Raw genomic sequence first — 3,280 nt, forward strand, 5'->3', positions numbered from 1 at the left:
TGATCAAAATATAATATTAATAAATCAAAATAGTTATATTTGGCATTAAATTTTATTGAAAATGAAGAAACTTATTACTCTTTTAATGTGTGGAGTTATGGGGGGAACTGCTTTTTCGCAGTGGACACCTACGGCTGAGCCAAAGAGAGATTCCAAAACGGAATTTTCTCATGTGAGGAATTACTTTAAGTTAGATCTCAATCAGATCAGGGAACAACTTAGGGGAGCACAGGAAACAGGAAAAAATGCTAGAGCAATAGAAATTTCATTACCAAATATAAACGGTAAAATTGAAAAATTTGCAGTATACAGTTTTCCGGTTATGGTAAAAGAACTTGCTGATCAGTATCAGTTAGGCTCATATGTTGGTGTTGGGATTGATGATCCATCTAAGTACTTGAGATTTTCTATATCACCAACTGATTTTCAGTCAATGGTAATTAAAGAAGGTACATATGAATTTATTGAACCCCAGAATACGGATAAAACAATTTATGGCGTTCATTCAAAAGGTACACCTGAAGGAGGCAAAAGCTTTATCTGTAGTACATCTGAAAGTCCATCTGCAGTAAATGACATTAATGACCTTTACAAGAAAGGAACTGTATTTACTAATCAATCCACGGACTTTTCTAAAAATTCTGACAAGAAGTATAGAACCATGAGGCTTGTGATGTCTGTAACTGGTGAATATACTCAGTTCCATGGGGGAACTGTAGCAGGAGCTCTTTCGGCAATCAATGCAACAATGACCCGTGTAAACGGAGTTTTTGAAAAAGATTTTGCTTTACACCTTAATGTACAGAACTATCCTAATGTAATTTATACGAATGCAGCCACAGATCCTTATTCTGATGCAATAATTCCTGCACCGGGAGTAGGTGGAGCGGCAGGAGCTTGGAACTTAGAATTACAAAATACATTAACCAGTCAAGTAGGAAATGCTAATTATGATATTGGTCATCTATTTGGTGCCACTGGAGGAGGTGGAAATGCAGGTTGTATTGGATGTGTGTGTGTAAACCCTACTGTAAATGTTCCTAAAGGAAAAGGCTCAGGATATACATCACCTGCTAATGGTGTTCCTCAAGGAGATACATTTGATATTGATTATGTAGCTCATGAACTTGGTCATCAGTTAGGCGCAAATCATACATTTTCACAATCTATTGAAGGATCAGGAGTAAATGTTGAACCGGGTTCAGGTTCTACTATTATGGGATATGCCGGTATTACAGGTGCAAATACAGATGTACAGGCAAATTCTGATGCTTACTTCCATAATGTAAGTATTAAACAGGTTCAAGCTAACTTAATTGCGAAAACCTGTGATGTTGAAACATCAACAAATAATAATCCTCCGGTTATTACGGCATTGCCAACTTATTCAATCCCTAAATCGACTGCATTCGTTTTAACAGCTTCTGCAACTGATCAGGAAAATGACCCTATGACTTATACTTGGGAGCAGGTTGATAGTGGCCAAATAGTTGGTACTTCTACAACTGCGCAGGCTATTAATAAAGCAAATATTGGTAGCACTACTTATGGAGCTTCATTTAGATCTTTTACTCCTACAACAAACCCAACAAGATACTTTCCTAAATTAACGTCTGTATTATCTGGTGTTCTAGATAACGCAAACAATGGTTGGGAATCTGTATCTAAAGTAGCAAGATCAAGTAAATTTGCTGTAACAGTAAGAGATAATAATCCTGATCCGCTTCAACAGCAGACTCAATATGCAGAGCAGATAATTAATGTAGGCAATGACGGACCTTTCCAATTGACTACTCCTATATATGCTCAGCATTCTGTACCTGTATCAATAACCTGGGATGTTGCGAACACTACAGCTGCACCATATAATGTCGCAAATGTAAAGATTGATTATACAACAGATCCTACTGGTGCTGCTTGGACTACAATTGTCGCATCTACAGCAAATGATGGAAATGAAAGCTTTACTTTCCCTGCTTCATTAAACAATCAGGCTGTTAAAGTAAGGATTTCTTCTATCGGAAATGTGTTTTATGCAGTAAAATCTATAAATATTGCGACATTTGCAGCATGCGGTGCTGCTTCTACTGCAGTATCCATTAGTAATATTGTTCAAAGTGCAGCAACTGTAAACTGGGTGCCTATTACCGGTGCTACTTCATATATTATCCGTTATAAAAAGTTAACTGAAACCACATGGCAGCAGATTACTTCTTCTACAACTTCTGTTACATTAAATAATTTAACAGATGGTACAGCTTATGAAGTGCAGGTGTCGGGTGTTTGTTCTGGTACTCCTGGAGCTTATACTGCTTCTTCTAACTTTACGACATTGGCAATGACCCCTTATTGTGCAATTGCCTCTGCGAATGCAACAGATGACCATATCGCCAATGTATCATTAGCAAATATCAGCAATACTTCCGGTGCCAGTACATATACAAGTTATGTTGCTAATGCGGCATTGCAAATCAACCTAACTGCAGGAAGCCCTTATACTTTATCAATAACAAAAGCATGGTTAAGTAATACAGGCCCATATCCTATGGCTACTTCAGCATGGATTGATTTTAACAGAAATGGTACATTTGAAGATTCAGAAAGAATTATGACAGCAATGGGTGCTGTTACAAATCCTATTACAGCTACATTTACCGTGCCTGCCAATGCAGTTACAGGATTAGGGCTTAGGATGCGTGTAGGATCTCTATATAGTACTTCAACTACAGCAATTATAGCAACTACTTGTGGAACGTATTCTGGATATGGAGAATTTGAAGACTATAATGTGGTTATTGCCCCTATTGTATTAGCAACAAATGATGTGTCTACTCCAAAAGACGGTATTCAGATTTATCCGAATCCGGTATCTGATATTTTAAACATCACTAAAGTTTCTGATAAAGCTGCTTTCAAAATTTACAGCGCAGCCGGTCAGTTAGTAAGACAGGGAAATATCAATAATGGGCAGATTAATGTTTCAGAATTGATCAAAGGTGGATACATTATTACCATTGAAGAAAAAGGAAGAGACGCATTCACTTCTAAATTCATCAAAAAGTAATTTAACTTTTAAAAATTATTAATATATAAATCCCCGGGCTACCGGGGATTTTTGTTTTTAACAGGCAGTGCATTTATTTAACTCAACAAAAGACAGGATATTTTTATCTTACATAATATAATAGAGAAAAACTCTGCAAGCCCGTTTGTGGGTTTGTTTATTCCAAATACATGCTTTGAATCCTTGTCGAATTTATATAAAAAAAATAGTTACATT

General features: G+C 36.6%; 1 protein-coding gene. It reads left to right on the plus strand.

The window, feature by feature from the left end:
- Window positions 1-61 precede the first annotated feature (61 nt).
- On the plus strand, window positions 62-3,064 hold the full coding sequence (locus tag ASE55_RS03245; protein WP_056215504.1) for a reprolysin-like metallopeptidase: 3,003 nt from the start codon (window positions 62-64) through the stop codon (window positions 3,062-3,064).
- Window positions 3,065-3,280 lie beyond the last annotated feature (216 nt).

The sequence above is a fragment of the Chryseobacterium sp. Leaf201 genome (assembly GCF_001421435.1).
In the GTDB taxonomy this organism is placed as follows: Bacteria; Bacteroidota; Bacteroidia; order Flavobacteriales; family Weeksellaceae; genus Chryseobacterium.